The organism is Trinickia sp. HAY1-2D, from assembly GCF_056754935.1.
Genome location: NZ_JBPGWX010000001.1, coordinates 1221818 through 1240150 on the forward strand (window position 1 = coordinate 1221818; position 18333 = coordinate 1240150).

Annotated in this window: 15 protein-coding genes; 6 read left to right on the forward strand and 9 right to left on the reverse strand. The window is 60.1% G+C overall.

Annotation, left to right across the window (positions count from 1 at the left end; translation table 11 throughout):
- Positions 1–150: 150 nt before the first annotated feature.
- Positions 151–1083, forward strand: a complete 933-nt coding sequence (locus ACR9ZC_RS05400) for a LysR family transcriptional regulator (protein ID WP_331569040.1) — start codon at positions 151–153, stop codon at positions 1081–1083.
- A 15-nt stretch (positions 1084–1098) separates the two neighbouring features.
- Here the strand turns inward: ACR9ZC_RS05400 and ACR9ZC_RS05405 are convergent, their stop codons facing one another.
- Positions 1099–1584: an arsinothricin resistance N-acetyltransferase ArsN1 family B gene (locus ACR9ZC_RS05405; RefSeq protein WP_481579425.1), complete on the reverse strand. Its 486-nt coding sequence runs from the start codon at positions 1582–1584 to the stop codon at positions 1099–1101.
- A 251-nt stretch (positions 1585–1835) separates the two neighbouring features.
- Here ACR9ZC_RS05405 and ACR9ZC_RS05410 point away from each other — a divergent pair, with 251 nt between their 5' ends.
- Positions 1836–3275, forward strand: coding sequence for a sensor domain-containing diguanylate cyclase (locus ACR9ZC_RS05410; RefSeq protein WP_481579426.1), 1440 nt, complete (start codon positions 1836–1838; stop codon positions 3273–3275).
- 86 nt (positions 3276–3361) lie between these two features.
- Here the strand turns inward: ACR9ZC_RS05410 and ACR9ZC_RS05415 are convergent, their stop codons facing one another.
- Positions 3362–3523, reverse strand: a complete 162-nt coding sequence (locus ACR9ZC_RS05415) for a DUF1328 family protein (protein WP_173256962.1) — start codon at positions 3521–3523, stop codon at positions 3362–3364.
- Between the two features lie 326 nt (positions 3524–3849).
- On the opposite strand from ACR9ZC_RS05415, the gene ACR9ZC_RS05420 reads away from it, so the two are divergent.
- Positions 3850–5766 (forward strand): AAA family ATPase, encoded by a 1917-nt coding sequence (locus ACR9ZC_RS05420; RefSeq protein ID WP_481579427.1) that lies wholly within the window; start codon positions 3850–3852, stop codon positions 5764–5766.
- Positions 5767–5868: 102 nt separating this feature from the next.
- Here the strand turns inward: ACR9ZC_RS05420 and ptrR are convergent, their stop codons facing one another.
- Together ptrR and ACR9ZC_RS05430 are read right to left on the reverse strand one after the other, a co-directional pair.
- Positions 5869–6762 carry a putrescine utilization regulator PtrR gene (ptrR, locus tag ACR9ZC_RS05425; protein WP_481579428.1) on the reverse strand — a complete coding sequence of 298 codons (894 nt, stop codon included), beginning with the start codon at positions 6760–6762 and terminating at the stop codon, positions 5869–5871.
- 137 nt (positions 6763–6899) lie between these two features.
- Positions 6900–7987, reverse strand: a protein-coding gene (locus ACR9ZC_RS05430; protein ID WP_481579192.1) for an IS3 family transposase whose coding sequence is annotated in 2 segments (ribosomal slippage) — positions 6900–7726 and positions 7726–7987 — 1089 coding nt in all. Because the reading frame shifts where the segments join, the coding sequence is not laid out codon by codon here.
- Between the two features lie 69 nt (positions 7988–8056).
- On the opposite strand from ACR9ZC_RS05430, the gene ACR9ZC_RS05435 reads away from it, so the two are divergent.
- The gene (locus ACR9ZC_RS05435; protein ID WP_481579429.1) at positions 8057–9448 is read left to right on the forward strand and encodes an aldehyde dehydrogenase family protein; all 1392 of its coding nucleotides are present in this window, start codon (positions 8057–8059) and stop codon (positions 9446–9448) included.
- A 198-nt stretch (positions 9449–9646) separates the two neighbouring features.
- Positions 9647–10987, forward strand: coding sequence for an omega-aminotransferase AptA (gene aptA, locus ACR9ZC_RS05440; protein WP_481579430.1), 1341 nt, complete (start codon positions 9647–9649; stop codon positions 10985–10987).
- Positions 10988–11139: 152 nt separating this feature from the next.
- Here the strand turns inward: aptA and ACR9ZC_RS05445 are convergent, their stop codons facing one another.
- The 3 genes from ACR9ZC_RS05445 to ACR9ZC_RS05455 form a co-directional block, all read right to left on the reverse strand.
- Positions 11140–11946 (reverse strand): amino acid ABC transporter ATP-binding protein, encoded by an 807-nt coding sequence (locus ACR9ZC_RS05445; RefSeq protein WP_481579431.1) that lies wholly within the window; start codon positions 11944–11946, stop codon positions 11140–11142.
- A 126-nt stretch (positions 11947–12072) separates the two neighbouring features.
- The gene (locus ACR9ZC_RS05450) at positions 12073–12780 is read right to left on the reverse strand and encodes an amino acid ABC transporter permease (protein WP_481579432.1); all 708 of its coding nucleotides are present in this window, start codon (positions 12778–12780) and stop codon (positions 12073–12075) included.
- A gap of 67 nt (positions 12781–12847) precedes the next feature.
- Positions 12848–13714 carry an ABC transporter substrate-binding protein gene (locus ACR9ZC_RS05455; RefSeq protein ID WP_481579433.1) on the reverse strand — a complete coding sequence of 289 codons (867 nt, stop codon included), beginning with the start codon at positions 13712–13714 and terminating at the stop codon, positions 12848–12850.
- Between the two features lie 191 nt (positions 13715–13905).
- Here ACR9ZC_RS05455 and pdxR point away from each other — a divergent pair, with 191 nt between their 5' ends.
- The gene (gene pdxR / locus ACR9ZC_RS05460; RefSeq protein WP_481579434.1) at positions 13906–15360 is read left to right on the forward strand and encodes a MocR-like pyridoxine biosynthesis transcription factor PdxR; all 1455 of its coding nucleotides are present in this window, start codon (positions 13906–13908) and stop codon (positions 15358–15360) included.
- A gap of 72 nt (positions 15361–15432) precedes the next feature.
- Here the strand turns inward: pdxR and ACR9ZC_RS05465 are convergent, their stop codons facing one another.
- Positions 15433–16731, reverse strand: coding sequence for a DUF445 domain-containing protein (locus ACR9ZC_RS05465; RefSeq protein WP_481579435.1), 1299 nt, complete (start codon positions 16729–16731; stop codon positions 15433–15435).
- Between the two features lie 317 nt (positions 16732–17048).
- Positions 17049–18317 carry an IS256 family transposase gene (locus ACR9ZC_RS05470; protein WP_481579436.1) on the reverse strand — a complete coding sequence of 423 codons (1269 nt, stop codon included), beginning with the start codon at positions 18315–18317 and terminating at the stop codon, positions 17049–17051.
- Positions 18318–18333: the final 16 nt, after the last annotated feature.

Sequence of the window (18333 nt, forward strand, 5' to 3'; positions counted from 1 at the left end):
GTTGATGCTGCTCGGGCCTCCAATGCTGACAGGGCAAGGCACCCTTCTTTGGAAGGTTCGATGCACGCGGCCGGCGGGAATATCGGCTTCAGGCCAGCCCGCCGCCGGTGCACGGTCTTTGTCGATTTTTGGCGCATTCATAATGCAACAATGAACACCCGCTTTCTCGAAACCTTCGTTACGCTCGCCCAGCTCGAGAGCTTCAGAGCGACCGCGCGGGCGTTGCACGCCACGCCCGCCGCGATCTCGCTACGGATTCGCTCGCTGGAAGACGAACTCAAATGCGAGCTCGTCGATCGCAGCACGCCGAAGTTCCGCCTGACGCCCGCCGGGGTCGGCCTGCTCGGCTTGGCAGCGAACGTGGTCGACGCGGTGCGCGCGTTGCGGGAGGCGGCGGGACAGAAAGTGGTGGTGGGCGGCAAGTTGCGGCTTGGCGTGATCGAAACGGTCGTGCATAGCTGGCTCGCGCACTACATCGCGCATTTGAACGCCCATTTCCCGAAGCTCGAAATCGACCTGACCGTCGATACGAGTGCCGTGTTGCAACGGCGCCTGCTCAGCGGCGAGCTGGATCTTGCGATTCGCGTGGAGGGTATCGATAGCACGAAGGTCGTGTCGAGCGCCGTTGCAAGCTACCCGGTTCGGTGGATCGCACGCCGCGGGCTGCTTTCGCCGCGCAAATCGGGGCTTGCGCTGCGTGTGCTCAAACGTCCGTTGCTGACGTTCGGTCGCGGCACGGCCCCGCAGGTCGCACTCGAAAGCATCGTTCATGCGCTCGCGCGGGAACACGGGATAGCTCAGGAAACGACGCGTATCACTTGCTCGCCATCGGTTGCCGCGATCGTCCAGTTGATTCGCGACGGCTATGGAGTGGCTGCCATCCCACGTCTTTTCGTTGCCGATGCGCTGCGCAGCGGCGAATTCGTCGAATTGCCGCTGACGCCGATGCCCCCGCCGATCGTCGTCTCGCTGTGCCGGCCGGTGGATGCCAGCGTGACAGTCAACGCGGCTGTCAACGCTGCCCAGGATGCGTGCTCGACTTATTGCCGATCGTTTGCGAAGGATCTGATCGAGCCGCTTTGATCGGCAAGCCCGGCCTCACAGAATGAGTTGCCAGTACCCCACGTCGACCCAGCGCCCGAACTTGAACCCTACCTGCTCGAAGTGAGCGACTTTCCGAAAGCCGAAGCGTTCGTGGAGCGCTTGACTTCCCTCGTTCGGCAACGCTATGCCACCGATGACGACATGCGTGGTGCCCTCGCGCAATCGAGCGATCAGGGCCTCGTAGAGTTCGACACCGATGCCCTGCCCCGTATGCCCCGCGGCAACGTAGACCGAACTTTCGACGGAAAACCGGTACGCGCAGCGGCCCTTCCACTTGCTTGCGTAGGCGTACCCGACGATCTGACCGGCTCGCTCGGCGATCACCCAGGGCAGACCGGCCTCGGTCACTTCGCGGATGCGGGAACGCATCGCCTCCGCGGAAACGAACTCAGTCTCGAACGAGATGGTCGTGTTCTCCACGTAGTGGTTGTAGAGACTGGCGATCGACGCCGCATCTTCCGGTGTTGCCGAGCGAATCAAGTCAGTTCTCCTTGGCGGTTGCTGTTATTGCCGATAACGCTGAATTATCTACTCGGCAGCTGATGTGCGGAGAAAGGTTTCAGGCATCAAGTTTCCCGCCTATCGGCCGTTATCGGCGTTATGGGTGCTTGCCGATGCGACGAACCCAGTCCGGCATAATATGACATCCAAATTTTCATCGCAGCTCGCACGCCACGGTTCGGTTCCCGACAGCCTGCGTTTCACTGCTCCGCGCTAGCCCGGACCGGACTATGGAAGTCACGCTCATTCATTTGACCGCTACGAAGCGGCACCGTTTTGCCGCCGCTATCGCGGCGACCGTCCTGATTTGCGCCGCGCTATTCGTCTTGCCGCACGCGAAGGCTCAAGCCATCGTCGTGCAGCCGTTCATGGCCATCTTCGCGACGTCGGTGACGCTCACGGCAGCGCTGACCGCTTTTTTACTCTGGACGCAATATCGAGCATCGCGACGGTTCGTATTCGCAGTGCTCGCGAGCGCCTACGCATTCGCGAGCATCAGCGCGGCAATTCATTTGATCGTCTTCCCGGGGGTGTTTTCGGGCACGGGCCTGCTTCGCGCCGGACGACAAACCTCCATCTGGGTCTGGCTGCTGTGGCATGGAGGGTTTCCACTGTTGGTCACACTCGCGCTGGCGACGCGATGGCGGCCGCCGATCGACAATCGCTCGGAACACCGGCGTGGCGCCCTCGCACTCGTCGCATCGGTCTCGCTATCGATCGCATTGTCCGCGGTAGCCATCTTGGAGCGTGACCGGCTGCCGGATCTGGTTTCCAGCACGCAGTACTACCGGCATCTGACGCCCGGCCCCGCGCTGCTCATCGTCGAAGCGGTCTGCGCAGGCGCACTCGTCACGCACGCCATGGTCACGCGGCTAAAAACGTCGATGGATTTGTGGCTTGCCATCGCACTGCTTGCGGAGTTCATCGACGTAACGTTGACGCTCGCCGCGGGAGCGCGGTACAGCGTCGGCTGGTATGCGGCGCGCCTCGCATCGATGGCATCGGCCAGCGCGCTCCTGGGCATGCTGATGTACGAGACCAGCGGACTTTATAGAAAATTGGCCGAGGCACATCGTGCACTCAAAGAATCGTCGGTGCGCGATGGGCTCACGGGCCTGCTCAACCGGGCGTATTTCGACGAGCGCTATCGCCGTGAATTCGCGCTTGCGGCCGAGTCTGATCGTCCGCTCGGCGTCCTGCTGGTCGATGTCGATCATTTCAAGGCGTATAACGACGCATTCGGACATCTGGCCGGCGACGAATGCCTGCGGCGAGTCGCGCAGACGCTTGACTCGCAATTGCGGTATCCGGCCGGCTTCATCGCGCGATATGGTGGAGAGGAATTCATGGCCGTGCTGCCGGACTGCGATCGGCAAACCGGCCTGGCCATCGCGGAGCGGTTGCGCCGCGCGATCGCGGATCTGCAGTTGCCCGCGCCTTCGAAAAGCGCGCCGCATGTCACGGTGTCGATCGGGCATGCGTCGAGTCAGTTTCTATGCGGTGCCAGACCGCAAGCGTTGCTCGCCCATGCCGACGCCGCTCTCTATCGAGCGAAGGCCGGCGGACGGAACCGGGTGGAAGACCAAAACGGCGCGCGGGTGCTCGTGCCATCCGGCTCTCAGACGACGACCGATCCCAGCGAGGCGATGCACTCCCGCGTGGAGTCGTGAGGCGCTGCGAGCGGCCTCCGGCGGCTGGGTAACCGCCGGAGGCCGCTCGCAGCAGCGCAAAAACTGCCTGGCTTAGCTTGCTCCCGTCACCGTCGCACGAGTCCCATGATCAGCGTCACGAGGAAGATGACGACGAAGACGAAGAACAGGATCTTGGCGATACTCGCCGCGCCTGCCGCGATGCCGCCGAAGCCGAATGCAGCGGCAATGACCGCGATGATGAAGAAAACGAGAGCGTAATACAGCATGATCTGACCTCCGTTGGCTGTTGCGGGTCGTGCGCCCAAGCTGCACGCATCGCTTTTCCTCAAGCAAGCGACGTACCGCATATGCTCCGCCCCCCGCTCCGCCCCGGCTGATACAGGACATTCCAACGTTGCTCCGGCCCCCGCTCATTGCTCGAATCCAGGGAATAACGGCAAATTTGGCCTTTCCTTGCCTTTTGGTTATATGCAAACCACAGGCATAATGCGACTGGTGCACTGCACTGAATAGGGGTCGCATAATAGTTACGTTTTTCCTCCTACTTAATTGCGCCGCCTTATAGACCACGACCCCGTTTTAGGAAACTTGCATGAAACCGGCAAAGAATTCGCCGCGCGCCCGAATCGTCCGATATATGGTCTTCGGCGCAATCTCCATAGCTGTCGCGGTAATCACAGCATTCGGCTATCTGCGCTATGAGCAGCGCGGCGACGCGAGGCATCCGGCGCTGACCGGCATCGCCCTCCAGATGCGACGCGATCCCGCAGCCTGGACGCGGCAAGAGCGGGACGCATCGGAAATGTTGCGCGATATTCGCGAGGAGAAGGTTGCCGCAATAGGTGTGAGCCGTGACGCGATCCTGGTATCGACGCAAACGGGGGCTAAATACTTCGTGACCGATCACAATGGCGCGTTTTCAAATGCGCTGTTGCTCGGCGAAATGAAAGCGGGCGCCGATGCGCCTTATCAACTGGTCTGGCTGCCCGACGCAAACGTCCAAACCGGAATGGCTCGCTGGGCTGCCGTATTCGACAAGATTCGCGACCTCATTACCCTTTTGATGCCTCTGATGTTGATCGGCGGCCTCTTCTGGTTCATGCGCCGCGAAATGACGGGCGGCGCGCAATTGCTCGAAGAGTCGCCGACATTGCGCTTCGAGGACGTCATCGGCGCCGGCGAAGCCAAAGCCGCACTGGCGGACGTTCAGTCGTATCTGACCGACCCGGCGCGATTCACCGATATGGGCGTGCGCGCCCCCTGCGGCATTCTGATGACGGGCGGCCCTGGCGTCGGCAAAACACGCTTGGCGCAAGCGCTCGCGGGCGAATGCGGCGCAAGCTTCATCTCGATCACCGGCAGCTATTTCAGCGCGAAGTATTACGGTGTCGGTATTCAGAAGGTCAAGCATCTCTTCGAGCTGGCGCGTAAAAACGCGCCCACCGTCATCTTCATCGACGAAGCCGACGGCCTCGGCAAGCGCACCGATACCGGCGGCGGGCCGGCCGAAGCGGAAAGCAACCGCATCGTCAATCAGTTGCTGGCGGAAATGGATGGTTTCGCATCCAACCAGGGGGTGATCGTCGTCGCCGCGAGCAATCATCCCGAGAACCTCGACGAAGCGTTGCGCCGGCCCGGCCGGTTCGATCGCACGGTACAAGTGCGCCTGCCGGATCTCGAAGACCGCGCGGAGATTCTCCGCTTTTATGCGGCGAAGCTGACGTCCAAGGCGAACGATATCGACTTCGGCCAATTGGCCCGGCTGACGACGGGGCTTTCGCCCGCCACGCTGGCGATGATCGTCAACCAGGCGGGCCTGGTCGCTCGCAAAGCTGGCGCGAGCACCATTACGGCCGCGCATTTCATCGAAGCCATCAAGATCGCGCGCATCGGCGACGTCAGCGGCGCGGAACGCGCACTGTCGGAAGAAGAACGTACGCGTATTGCCGTTCACGAAGCGGGGCACGGTCTGGTGGCGGCTCTGCTCCATACCGGCGTGCTCGAGGAAATCACGATTTTGCCGCGGGGCGGGGCACTCGGCGTGGCACTGGTCACGAAAGCGCAAGACAAGCACCTCTATCGCGAGACGGAGATGCGCAACGAAATCCAGGTGCTGCTCGGCGGACGTAACGCGGAGTTGCTGGTGTTCTCCGAAGCGTCGAGCGGCGCCGCGCAGGATTTGCAGGAAGCTTCGCGGATCGGGCTCGACATGGTTTCGAAGTTCGGCTTCAACGCCGACGGAAACCTGTTCAGCCTCGCGGCGCTGCCGGCTCAATACGCGGGCTTGCAACTGAAGAATGCGATCGAACACGCGAATGTTCTGCTACGGGAACTCGACGATGCATGCCAGGCGTTGCTGCGCGCCAACGAACCGGTATTGCGGGCCATCGCCGAGCGCCTGCTCGAATCCGAAACGGTATCGGGCGACACCGTCGAACAACTGATTCGCGAGCATGCCGCTGCCTCGAGCCCCAGCGTGCATCTCGCTCAGGAGCCGGCCGCGGCGTAGGGGCCGCGCCTGAACCGCGTGCAGCCATCGGGGCTGCACGCGCCTCGCACCATCGAGACCGCATCTGCGAAAAACGGAACCTGTGCTCCGGACACCGGCCATTCACATGGCCAGGTCATGAGCAGGCGTATGTACATCGCGCATGGGTTCGATCATGTCGATCAGTCGGCGTAACGCCGGCAAATGCAGATCTCGACGCCATATCAGATGGATTTTCACGTCGCGATAGCGCGGCGGCAGCTTGTGGACCGTGACCATGGTGCGATTTGCCATGCTCTCGAGCATGCTTGCCGGCAGTAATGCAAGACCGGCGCCCGCGGCGACGCACGCGAGCATCCCGTGGTATGACTCCAGTTCGAAGATCCGCCCCGGTGCAGCCCCGTCCTCTTCGAACCATCGCTCGAAAATGCGCCGGTATGAACAATTAGAGCGGAATGCATAAACGCTCGTGCCAGTGACATCTCGCGCGCGCTCGATCGGACTCCGGTCTGCCGCGGAGATCAGAACGAGTTCCTCGTCGAACGCCTCGGTGCCAGTCAACGCCGGATGCACGACAGGACCATCGACGAATGCGGCAGCCAGTTGCCCACTCAATACGCTGTCGATCAGGTCACCGGAGCGCCCGGTGCTCAGATCGAGACTCACATCGGGATACCGCCGGTGGAACGCCCCAAGAAGGTGGGGAATGTGAACGGCGGCCGTGCTTTCGAGAGCGCCGAGAAGTAAGGGGCCCCGCGGCTCCTCTCCCGATACCGACTGACGCGCCTCCTCGGACAGATCGAGAATCCTGCGTGCATAGCCTAGAAAAGCGACGCCCGCCGCGGATAACCGAAGCCGCATTTTTTCCCGGATGAATAGTTCGGCTCCCAATTCCTCCTCGAGTTGACGCAGCCGCGTAGTTACATTCGACGGCACCCTGTGCAACCGCTGCGCAGCCGCCTGAACGCTGCCCGCATCCGCAATTTCTCTGACGATCAGTAGCTGAGCGAGCTCCACTTGTTCACTCTCCGAGAACAACACGTTCTCAATTATTCACTATTTGCAATTTCCAACAGATTCTATTCTTCCAAGCTGGCAAACACATCAGAGACAACGGTAATCCCCCCGCTTTTAACGCGAGGCAGAAGTAGAAGCTATGCTGCGGCCATGAGCCGCTGTTTCGGCGTCATGCCGCCCAGGCCCATGTTAGGGCGCTCGTGATTGTATTGCCACATCCATTCCGTCGCGAAGTGCTGCACGTGCGCGAGGTCGTCCCAGTAGTACTGCGATAGCCATTCATAGCGCACCGTACGATTGAATCGCTCCACGTAGGCGTTCTGCTGCGGCTTGCCCGGCTGGATGTAGTTCAACGCTATGCCATGCTTGGCTGCCCATTGCGTGATTGCGTCGCTCAGGTACTCCGGGCCGTTATCGCACCGTATCGCCATCGGCTTTCCCCGCCAGTCAATGATCTGCTCCAAGGCGCGGATGACGCGCGCAGATGGCAACGAGAAGTCGATCTCGATTCCCAATGCCTCGCGGTTGAAGTCGTCGATCACGTTGAACAGCCGGATACTTCGGCCATCCTTCAACTGGTCGTGCATAAAATCCATCGACCACACCGCATTCATCGACGCCGGAACGATCAACGGCTCCGGTGCCTGCCGTACGAGCCGCTTGCGCGGCTTGATGCGCAGGTTCAACTCCAGTTCCCGGTAAATCCGGTACACGCGCTTATGGTTCCAGCCGAAGCCCTTCACGTTGCGCAGGTACAGGAAACACAGCCCAAAGCCCCAGTTGCGATGATTGTGGGTCAGCCGTAGCAGCCAGTCGGCAATCTGCTCGTTCTCCGCACTGCGCTGCCGCTCATAGCGGTAGCACGTCTGGCTTATGCCAAATGCCTCGCATGCAAGCCGTATCGACACACCCCGGCTCGCTACTGCTTCTCTGGCCATCTCGCGGCGGGTAGATGGCCTCAGTCTTTTTTTGCTAGCGCCTCCGCGACGATCTCCGCCTTGAGCTTCTCTTCGACGTACATCTTGCGCAGTCGCGCGTTCTCCGCTTCCAGCTCCTTCATCTTGGCCATCAGCGGCACGTCCATCCCGCCGTACTTGCCGCGCCAGTTGTAGAAGGTCGCCGTGCTAATGCCCAGCTCCCGGCAAATCTCCGGTACCGCCACGCCAGCTTCCGCGCGCTTGAGCGCCTCCATGATCTGGCTATCCGTGAACTTCGACTTCTTCATTGCGTAGAACTCCCTTTGCTGGAAATTCTACTTCTGATCCCGCTTACTGGACGGGAGGATTACCCAACCATGATCAACCGTTCCGGCGACGGCCACGCGATCTCTCGCAACCCCGCCACTGGCGCTGTCATCGCCCAGTATCCGTTCGATTCCGAGGTCGAGGTCGAAGCCGCGCTCGCACGGAGCGAGCGCGCCGCCCGGGAATGGCGTGTCGCACCGGTTGCGCGACGCGCGCGCATCCTCGAGCAGATCGGGCAAGTATTGCGCGACAGGAAAGGTGAAATGGCAGCGATGATCGCCGACGAAATGGGTAAGCCAATTACGCAGGCGCGCGCCGAGATCGATAAATGCGCCTCGCTATGCGACTGGTACGCGACCCACGGCCCCGCCTTTCTCGAACCCGCGCCGACCATGGTCGAAAACAATCGCGCGCGGCAGGAATTCAGGCCGCTTGGATCGATTCTCGCGGTCATGCCATGGAATTTTCCGGTCTGGCAGGTTCTCAGGGGTGCGGCGGGCATGTTCCTCGCCGGTAATGCCTATGTGCTCAAGCATGCACCGAACGTGATGGGTTCCGCCTATTTGCTGCGCGATGTGTTGGCCCAAACAGAACTGCCGGGCGGTGCGTTCGAGCTCGTCAACATTCCGCCCGAACGCGTGGCCTCCGTCATCGCCGATCGGCGCATCGCCGCGATCGCCGTAACGGGCAGCGTCCGAGCCGGCGCGGCGATCGCGCGGCTCGCCGGCGAATCGGTGAAGAAGTGCGTGCTCGAACTCGGCGGCTCCGATCCCTTCATCGTTCTGGCTGACGCCGACCTCGAACAGGCAACGCGCTCGGCCGTCGCGGGACGCTTTCAGAATGCCGGCCAGGTTTGCCTCGCGGCGAAGCGGATCATCGTCGAGGAGCCCATCGCCGCGGAATTCGAGGCACGCTTCGTCGCGGCGGTTCGCGCATTGCGGGTCGGCTCGCCGCTTGACGAGCACACCTATATCGGGCCCATGGCGCGCTACGATCTTCGGGACGAACTGCATGAGCAAGTTCAACGCTCGATCGAGGAGGGCGCGAGACTGGTGCACGGCGGCCACAAGCTCGACGGAGCGGGCAACTATTACGCGCCGACAGTCCTGGCCGACGTCCGCCCCGGTATGACCGCTTTCCGGGAGGAACTGTTCGGCCCGGTTGCAGCCCTCATCGTCGCGCGCAACGCCCAGCATGCAGTCGAGCTCGCGAACGATAGCGAATACGGCCTCGGCGGCACCGTCTGGACGCGTAATATCGAACAGGCCAACGCAATGGCAGCTCAGCTGGATACGGGCGCCGTGTTCATCAACGGCGACGTCGCAAGCGACCCGCGGGTCACCGTCGGCGGCGTGAAGAAAAGCGGCTATGGACGCGAGCTGTCGTGCTATGGCCTGCACGAGTTCTGCAACATCCAGACTGTCTGGCTCGATCGTCGCTGAACGAGCGTCGCGGCACCCGTACAGCACGTGCCCGTGCTGTACGTCGGCGAATCCCGCCGATTGGTTCTACCCAATCCACGAGATCGTAATTGGACCTAAGGTCCAACATAAATTGGACGCATAGCCCATGCGCGAGCAGGCGTACTGTAACGCATCCGCGCCAGCGTCAATAGCGATTCGATGGAGAACTGGAGAATCATGGAAGACATCAAGCATCAAGGCGATATAGATTTGGAATCCTACTTTATGGGGTTCACTCCAAATCGACTTTTCAAGCGCAAGCCGCGGTTATTCGAAAGAGCGGAAGGCAACTACCTTTACGGGAGCAACGGCGAAAAAGTATTCGATGGGTTTTCCGGCTTATGGTGCTCGGGAATGGGGCATTGCCACCCGAAAATCGCCGAGGCGGTCGGCCGGCAAATGCGCGAACTGGATTACGTGGCCGCGTTCAACATGTCGCATCCGAAGGCGTTCCGGCTCGCCGAGCGCATCGGCGCAATGGCACCCGGTGATCTCAATCACGTCTTCTTCACCACCGGCGGATCGGATGCTGTCGATACGGCGCTGAAGATTGCGACCGGATACCATCGCCTCAAGGGCGATGCGACACGCTTTCGGATGATCGGCCGCGAGCGCGGATATCACGGCGTCGGGTTCGGCGGTATCTCCGTCGGCGGCATGGTCGCCAATCGCAAGATGTTCGCGACTCTGATGATCCCGGGTGTCGATCATCTGCCGCATACGCATAGCCTGCCCGACATGGCATTCTCGAAGGGTCAGCCGAACTGGGGCGCGCATTTGGCCTCGGATCTCGAGCGCCTCGTTGCACTTCACGACGCCTCGTCGATCGCGGCGGTCATCGTGGAGCCGATGGCAGGCTCGACGGGTGTTCTCGTGCCCCCTACCGGGTATCTCGAGGCGTTGCGCCGAATCTGTACGAAACACGGCATTCTGCTTATTTTCGACGAGGTGATTTGCGGTTTCGGCCGCATGGGCGAAAACTTCGCCGCCCAGCGATTCAACGTGAAGCCGGATATGATCACGTTCGCAAAGACCGTGACGAATGGAACGCAGCCGCTCGGCGGCGTCATCATGACCGATGAAATTTTCAATACCTTCATGACGACGCCGGAGCAGCAGAACACCATCTTTCACGGATACACGTACTCGGCCCACCCGGTTGCCGTCGCGGCGGCATGCGCTGCACTCGACATTTTCGAGGAAGAAGGCGTACCGGCTCGCGTGCGCGCTCTCGAAAGAACATTCGAAGAACTGATTCATTCGCTCAAAGGCGAGCCGAACGTGGTCGATGTTCGGAATATCGGGTTGGGTGCCGGTGTGGAATTCGCACCCATCGATGGAAAGCCGGGCCAGCGCGGTTACCAGATCACGGAAGCACTACTTGACCGAGGATTCTATTCCCGCTGGACCGGCGACAACGCGACCCTTGCACCGCCGTTCTTCTCGACCGAAAGCGAACTCGCGCAAATGATCGAAACGATGCGGCAAGTCATTCGCGAGCATGCCACGATGAACTGATCCGCACCCGACGATCGACGATCGACACTGCCGGGATGACTCAACCGGGTAACCTGGCAGTTCCTCTCGATGCACAAAGAAAAAAAGGCTCGCCGATGACGGCGAACCCTGAAGTGGGACTTCGAAACGACGCGCTTCTTGCCTGCAACGATTCAGGCCAGCGCCGCCTTCGGCGGCACGAACGATTCCAGCGGCGACGCAACATGACTCAAGAACGACTGAATCCGCCGATTCGTCGTACTGCGAAAGAATTCCTCCGGCGGCGCAACCTCGATGATCCGGCCGCCATCCATGAAGACGACCCGATCGGCGACGGCTTTTGCAAAGCCCATCTCATGGGTCACGCACAACATGGTCATGCCCTCCCCCGCAAGTTCGAGCATCGTCTCCAGGACTTCCCTGACGAGTTCTGGATCGAGTGCGGAAGTCGGTTCGTCGAACAGCATGACCTTTGGACGCATGCAGAGCGCGCGTGCAATCGCAACCCGCTGTTGCTGGCCGCCCGATAGCTGCGACGGGAGCTTATGTTCGTGGCCGGACAACTTCACTTTCATCAGATAGTGCTGTGCGATTTCCTCGGCCTCCCGCTTGTTCATGCCGAGCGCCTTGATCGGAGACAAAGTGCAATTGCGCAAGACGGTAAGGTGCGGATAAAGGTTGAAATGCTGGAACACCATCCCGACATCTTTTCTGATCGTCAGCTTCGACTTGCGATCGTCCCCCAAAGAGTGACCATTGACTTGAATCGCGCCGCTCTCATGGCTCTCGAGTCCGTTGATGCAGCGGATCAGCGTCGATTTTCCCGATCCCGACGGACCGCATATGACGATTCGCTCGCCTTTGCCGATACGAAGATCGATATCGTGCAGAACCTTGACGTCCCCGAACGACTTGCTCAGTCCCGCGATGGCGACCGCGTCCGTACCGCTTTCCGGTGCCTCGCCAGGCGGTCGATGCATTTCCTTTCTCACAACGTCCCTCCGTTCTCCAATCCACTCATTCATTGTTCCGCCCGACGTCGGGCGACGTACCCATCGAACGATGTAAGCCGCTCATCGCTTCATGATCGACAGGAAATACCGGCGTCACGACGCTCGTTTGAGCTGGAAACCGAACACTCTCCGGCGCCCGTTCGATTTCTCGCTGTGGCCGTTGAGCTTCCGCTCGATTGCCTCCACCAGTTTTGCCGCGGGATAGCTCAGCATGAAGTAGATCAGTGCCACTATTGCGAATATCTCGAAGTGCTTGAAAGTCGACGAGGCGAGAATCTGGCCCGTAAACATCAAGTCCTTCATCGTGATCACCGACACGAGCGCCGAGTCCTTGAAGATCGCGACGAAAAAATTCCCGATCGGCGGAATCACGATTTTCAGCGCTTGGGGAATCACCACATATGTCATCAGCTGCGTATTGGTCAGCGCCAGTGACACGCCAGCCTCCGACTGCCCCTTCGGTACCGCGGCGATTCCGGAGCGGAACACTTCCGCCATGTAGGCAGCGTAGTTCAGACTCAGGCCGAGAACACCGGCCTGGAACGGTGACAGCACCACATTCGCGTACGGCAATACGTAGTAGATGAAGAATAGTTGCAGCAGTAGTGGTGTGCCACGAATGAACTGAACGTAGCACGCCGCCAACATGCGGACGGGCGAAAACCGCGAGATTCTCGCCAAGCCGATCGCCAGGCCGGCAACCAACGCAATCAGGTATGAAACGACGGATACTTCCACTGTGACCAGCGCCCCTTCGAGAAGGGGGGGCAACAGGCTCGATAATTCGTTGAAAGCAAGCATGGCGATCTCTGACTCATTTGGAACGACGACGGATTTCGATCATTGAAGCTGGCTATCTAGTTCGCTCCTAGTTCGCTTCCTCGCCCAGCCCATGGTTTTTCAGAACCGTCCTCAATTGCCCTGAGTACTGCATCCATTCGAGCGCGCGGGAAAACGCCTCGTTCAGCTGCTGATCCTGCTGGCGAAAGATATAGCGGCTATAGTTGGCCGGAACCTTGACAGCACGCGGCTGATATTCCTTGACGATCTGGACGGGCCACTGCGGGTGGTCTTTGATAATGGATGCGACCACGGGCAAGTCATAGATACCTCCGTCCAGACGGCCGCTCGCGACATCTTCGACCAGCGATTCAGCATCTTTGTAGCCCTTGTACTGGACGCCTGCCGTTTTTTGGATCCACTCGGTATAGTTGGTCCCGAGGATGCTGCCGACGGACTTCCCTTTCATGTCCGCGATATTTTTGGCGGTGATCTTGCTCCCTTTCTTTACGACGAGGGTCTCCGCATAGAAGTACGTCGGGAAGCTGAACGCAACGAGCTTCGAGCGCTCGGGCGTGAAATGAATGGAGTCGCCGATCATGTCGAACCGCCCTGACAGCACACCGGGTACGAGGCCGTCGAACGGGACCGTCTGGATCGTCACTTTCTTGATTCCCAGCATCTTTGCGGCGTATTGAATGATATCGGCATCGATACCGCTGAATGCTCCGGTTTTGGCGTCCAGATACGAATAGGGCCAGTCGTTCGACGTTCCGATCACCAGCTCGCCTTTCTTCCGGATGCGATCGAGCGATCCATCGCCAACCGACGGTGAAATAGAAAATCCCTCGAATGCGCTCGACGAATCCGGTGTCGCAGCATTGGCATGACCGACGAATGCCGGAGCGATTGCCAACGCGGCGCTGGCAGCGATCAAAGCGATGCGTCGTCCCATTTTAAATCGATAGCCCTTCATCTCTTCTCCTCACATCTTCAATGAATATGCAAGCTCATGTCGGGCCGCCGCCCAGGCGAGCGCCGCCATGAACCAATTCCTCTGTTAATTCGGGTTCTGTAGCAGCCTTTACAGTACGCGTAGCCGGCGCTAACCTCTGAGTCCAATTCAAATTGTTCGATAGGTCCAAGTTGGCCGACTCACTCCTCGCCGATTTCCTGAACAGCAGGTTGCGCCGTGACAGCGCAACTCCGCTTCAGGCACAGATTTCCGCTTTGATCCGCGATGCAGCCCTGGGCGGCACGTTGAAAGCATCGGCACGCCTGCCGTCGTCACGTGTGCTTGCGGCCGCGCTTGGAGTCGCGCGCGTCACGGTAGTCAACGCGTACGACAAACTGCTTGTCGACGGCTATCTGCAGACCGATTCGACCAGTGGGACGTTCGTCTCCGACAAGTTGCCCGCCGCCTCAAGGCGCACCGTCCAAGGCACGCTTGCCCGCCCGCTCTCACGAAGAGGCGAACAACTCGTCCATGCGCCCGCCGGCATTCAGGAACGCAAGGGTGCCTTCGTGCCAGGGGTATGCGACACCAACTGCTTTCCGTATCAGACCTGGCGGCGCATCCAGAATCGCTATCTGGGAGCGCAACACTCCGACCTGATGGGGTACTCGAATCCGGGCGGGTATCTTCCATTGCGCCGGGCGCTGTCCGAGTATCTGCGTGTGTCCCGCGCCGTGCGCGCGGCGCCCGAGCAGATCATCGTCACGATGGGGACCAACCAATCCGTCGATCTCTGCTCCCGGATACTGACGGATGAAGGGCAACTCGCGTATGTCGAGAGCCCTTGCCACTGGGCGACCCCGATCGTGTTGCGGGCCAACGGACTCGAGGTCCTACCCGTGGACGTCGACCGTGAAGGGATGCAGATTGCGCAATGCACGCGTGCCGCACGGCTGATCGTTGCGACACCGTCGCATCAGTTTCCGATGGGCGTCACATTGTCCGACGAACGCCGCCGGATGCTCCTCGATGCCGCTGAGCGATGGGATGCGTTCATTCTCGAAGACGATTACGACAGCGAGTTCCGCTACGATCAACGCTCGTTGGCATCGCTCCAGGGCATCGACGAGCGTGATCACGTCATCCTGATGGGGACGTTCAGCAAGGTCATGTATCCGGGCATGCGCCTGAGTTACATCGTCGTCCCGCCCGATCTCGTGGACGCATTTGCCGCCGCATCGCTTCGGCTCTATCGACCCGGGCATCTTTCGTTGCAGGCATCGATGGCGGACTTCATCACCGACGGACATTTTTCAAAACACATCCGGTGCATGCGTGAAGTCTACGGCGCGAGGCGGTCTGAATTGATGAGATGCCTCGACCAACAGTTCGGCAGTGCATTGGAAGCATCCCCTAACGCGGCAGGACTTCACATGACGGTCCGAATCGATGGCTTGGCCGATTTCGATACCGCGATATCGCGCTCGCTCGAGGAAGGTATTTATCTACGACGCCTGCAGACGTTCAATCAGGGCACTACGCCGTTTCGCGACGGGTTCCTGCTCGGATTCGGTGCAATCGAATTCGAGGCAATCCGGCCGGCGGCAGAGACGTTCGCACGTGTGGTGAATCGTCTGGCCAGGTAGATCGGACAGCGTGTCGAGCTTCGGCATAGCCTCCCTCGTCCGATTCTGCAGCCGCGGCAAATGCCCGCATCGTCAGCGCAGCCATACGGTGAGCGCGTGGATCGCAAGCCCGACGCATCCCCCGACAAGCGTCCCATTCAGGCGGATGAACTGCAAGTCGCGGCCGATGTTGAGCTCGAGCTTCTCGACGACCTCATGTTCTTTCCATTCCTTCATCTTGCTCGCGATGAACATGCCCAGCTTCGGCCGGAAATGGTCGAGCAGACGCGGCACCTGTAAAAGCATCTGCTCGTTGATGACCTGCCGCATTCCCGCATCGCCCGCGAGCGCGGCACCGAATGCGCTCACGGCCCCCGAAAGCCTTGCCCGAATGCTCGACTGACCGCTCGCAATATCCGCGCGCAGCCAGGCGTTGAAATCTCGCCATAGCCCATCGACATAATCGGTCAGCACTTCATTAGCGGCCAGTTGGCGCTGATAGCCCCGAATTTGATCCCGAAACGCGGGATCGTCTTTCAGTCTCGCAATCAATCGCCATACCGCCCGGTCGAATTCGGCGCGCAACGGATGATCCGCATCCCGATCGACTTCGTCCAGCAGTCTGCCGAGAAAATCGAGCAGCTTCTCGATCGCATAGTTCGCTGTCGAGTCCTTCCATGACTTGAAATAGAGCGGAATTTTGTCGGCCAGAAATTCGGCCACCCGATGCTTGATGCTTTCGTCGTTCAGATACTTGCTCGTTGCCGTGAGCATCTGATCGAGCACGGCCTGGTGCCGGCCGTCGTGTGTGAGCGCTTGCAGGATTTGCCCCGCCAACGTCGACAAGTCGATATCCGCGAACTTGTCCGCCACCGTCTTTCTCAGGAACGCGCGCACTTCGGCGTTGTCGAGCAGCGTCAAGCCGTAGCTCAACAGCTTGACGGCACCCGAACCGATGAGATCCGCGTTCTTTTCGTCGGCCAGCCATTGCGCGACTCTCGCCGCCGGATCGACGGCCCGGATCACGTTCGTCACACGCTCCGTCGAAAAGAATTCGCCCTGAACGAAATCGCCGAGGTTATCGGCGATGCGATTCTTGTTCTTCGGAATGATGGCCGTGTGGGGGATGAACGACAGACCGAGCGGATGACGAAAAAGCGCCGTCACGGCAAACCAGTCGGCCAAGGCGCCGACCATCGCTGCCTCGGCGAATGCGCCGATGAAGGGCCATGCCGGGCTCGATCGAGCAAAGACGACCGAAACGCCATAGAGCACCGTGACGCCTATCAGCAGCCCCGTGGCGAGCCAACGCATCTGCCTCAGACGCAGGCGCTTGAGCTCGTCTTCGGCGCTCGACAGGCGCGCATAGATCGAATCCGTAGAGATCGACATCGTAGTAGCCACTTGGAACGCAAAGGACTTGTTCGAGTTGATGACAGGCGGGCGCTGGCCACCGGAACAGCCTAGCAGACTGGTGAAAAGCGCCTCGTTTTGACGACGGAGCGCTGGTTAAAGGGTTTCTCATGCGATTTGCCACTGAATTGCAGATGCATCGCCCAGGTTGCCGCGCTGGCGAGCGTGGCAGCCGGCACCTAGCCGCTGTGCGGCTGGGCTGTGGCGATTCATTGCACTGCTCCATGCGGCCCGCGGCCAATATTCGGGCCATTGGAGGTGTCAGGAAGTTTGTGTGCTGAGGTCGGTTAAAAATCTCAGCTGATGGCGGCGGTGAATCGCTCGCCGAACAGGATGGCGAACTGATTGACTGCTTGCCGCCAAGTGATAGGTGGCATCTTCCAATCCTTTTCGATGTTGCGCAAGGCCAGGTACAGCAGTTTGCTGGCGGCTTCGTCGCTGGGGAAGTGACCGCGGTTCTTGACGATCTTACGCAACTGCATGTGCATGCTCTCGATCGCGTTGGTCGTGTATATGATTTTGCGTACTTCCGGCGGATAGGCGAAGAATGGGATGACTTGTTCCCATTGGCGCTGCCACATCGCGGCGACCGTTGGGAATTTCTTGCCCCATTCGCTTTGCGAGAAGGCTTGCAGCGCCGCCTCAGCGGCTTCGGCGGTGGCGGCCTGATAGATCGGCTTGAGCGCCGCAGCCAACGGCTTACGGTCCTTCCAGCTCGCCAGATTCAGCGAATTGCGGATCAGGTGCACGATGCATGTCTGGATCTGGGCGGCCGGATACACCGCTTCGATCGCCTCGGGGAAACCGCGCAAGCCATCGACGACGGCGATCAGGATGTCGTGCAAGCCGCGGTTCTTCAGTTCGTTGAAGACCTTCAGCCAGAACTTGGCGCCTTCGGTTTGCTCGATCCACAAACCCAGCACTTCCTTACGGCCGTCGGCCCGAATGCCCAGCGCGAGGTACACCGCCTTGTTCTTGACCGTGCCTTCGTCGCGAATCTTCAGCCGAAGTGCGTCGAAATACACGATCGGATACATCGCTTCGAGGGGGCGTTGCTGCCACTGTTCGACTTCGGCCAGCACCTCATCGGTGACGGTCGAAATCAGGTCGGGCGACACCTGTAGGCCATATAGCTCCAGCAAATGGCCTTGGATCTCGCGCACGCTCATGCCGCGCGCGTACATGCTGATGACGTGGTCATCAAAGCCTGGCAGCCGGCGTTGATATTTGCCCACTAGCTGCGGCTCGAACGTCGCCTGCCGATCGCGCGGAATGTCCAGATTCAGTTCGCCGTTGGGCGTGAGGACCGTCTTGGGGCTCGTACCGTTGCGGTGGTTGGCGGCCTTGCCTTGCTCAGCCTCGTTCTCCAGGTGATGCGTGAGCTCCGCTGCCAGCATGCGCTCAGCCAGTCGCTTCTTCAGTTGCCCGGCCAGGCCCGATTCGCCGAGAACCGACTCGGCATCCTTGTTCTGAATCTGCGCCAGCAATTGATCGATCAGTTCGTCAGGGAACAGCTTCGGCGCCTTCGGGTTCTTGCTCTTCTTGGTCACGGTTGCTTCGGTCATAGGACGTAATTTCCGT

Bases quoted from the DNA above. Each gene is read 5' to 3' on its own strand.
- ACR9ZC_RS05420 (WP_481579427.1), top strand. From the start codon at position 3,850: ATGAAACCGGCAAAGAATTCGCCGCGCGCCCGAATCGTCCGATATATG.
- ACR9ZC_RS05400 (WP_331569040.1), top strand. From the start codon at position 151: ATGAACACCCGCTTTCTCGAAACCTTCGTTACGCTCGCCCAGCTCGAG.
- ACR9ZC_RS05415 (WP_173256962.1), bottom strand. From the start codon at position 3,523: ATGCTGTATTACGCTCTCGTTTTCTTCATCATCGCGGTCATTGCCGCT.
- ACR9ZC_RS05410 (WP_481579426.1), top strand. From the start codon at position 1,836: ATGGAAGTCACGCTCATTCATTTGACCGCTACGAAGCGGCACCGTTTT.
- ACR9ZC_RS05445 (WP_481579431.1), bottom strand. From the start codon at position 11,946: ATGCATCGACCGCCTGGCGAGGCACCGGAAAGCGGTACGGACGCGGTC.
- ACR9ZC_RS05450 (WP_481579432.1), bottom strand. From the start codon at position 12,780: ATGCTTGCTTTCAACGAATTATCGAGCCTGTTGCCCCCCCTTCTCGAA.
- ACR9ZC_RS05455 (WP_481579433.1), bottom strand. From the start codon at position 13,714: ATGGGACGACGCATCGCTTTGATCGCTGCCAGCGCCGCGTTGGCAATC.
- ACR9ZC_RS05465 (WP_481579435.1), bottom strand. From the start codon at position 16,731: ATGTCGATCTCTACGGATTCGATCTATGCGCGCCTGTCGAGCGCCGAA.
- ACR9ZC_RS05435 (WP_481579429.1), top strand. From the start codon at position 8,057: ATGATCAACCGTTCCGGCGACGGCCACGCGATCTCTCGCAACCCCGCC.
- aptA (WP_481579430.1), top strand. From the start codon at position 9,647: ATGGAAGACATCAAGCATCAAGGCGATATAGATTTGGAATCCTACTTT.
- ACR9ZC_RS05470 (WP_481579436.1), bottom strand. From the start codon at position 18,317: ATGACCGAAGCAACCGTGACCAAGAAGAGCAAGAACCCGAAGGCGCCG.